The 580-nt window shown below is 53.6% G+C and carries 1 protein-coding gene; it reads right to left on the reverse strand.

The features are described 5' to 3' along the window. Positions 1-90 precede the first annotated feature (90 nt). Positions 91-580, reverse strand: a 490-nt coding sequence (locus tag B2R17_RS09020) for an AI-2E family transporter (RefSeq protein WP_286763728.1), incomplete at its 5' end; no start/stop codon positions are given.

The following is a 580-nucleotide window of genomic DNA, read 5'->3' on the forward strand; positions in this document are numbered from 1 at the left end:
CGCGGTACGGCTCATTCAATCAATAGCCCGCTTACGTCACGACGGCGAAAAACGTCTATCGAGGATAGATCGCGGCATAGCTTCCAAGTGTCAGCTTGCCGGGATCGATTCGTTAGAACTTGGTCCCAACCGCCCTGCCATGACGCGTGCCACCGGACGAGTCACATCCATTCGGTCCAGTGCGATCTTGATTGCTGCCGTGATCGGCGTCGCCAAGAACATGCCGGTGATACCCCACAACGTTCCCCAAAACATCAGTGCCAACAGAATCACCACGGGGTGCAAGTCGGCCGAATTGCCCATCAGCTTTGGTTCCAACAAATTTCCGCTGGCGACCTGAATCGAACATGTCACCGCGATCGCACTGACCATCCAAAGCAAACTGCCATCGGGATGCAACAAGATGAAAGGCAGCGGCAAAATGCTGGCCAAAATTGGGCCGATGTTGGGAATGTAGTTCAGCAAGAATGCCAACAACCCAAACGTGAGCGCCATCGGCACGCCAAACAACCAAAGTGCCATTCCAAATACGATGCCGGTTGCCAGCGAGATCATCGTTTTGACAAACAAGTACGATCGA

It is taken from the genome of Rhodopirellula sp. UBA1907 (genome assembly GCF_002337565.1).
In the GTDB taxonomy this organism is placed as follows: domain Bacteria; phylum Planctomycetota; class Planctomycetia; order Pirellulales; family Pirellulaceae; genus Rhodopirellula; species Rhodopirellula europaea.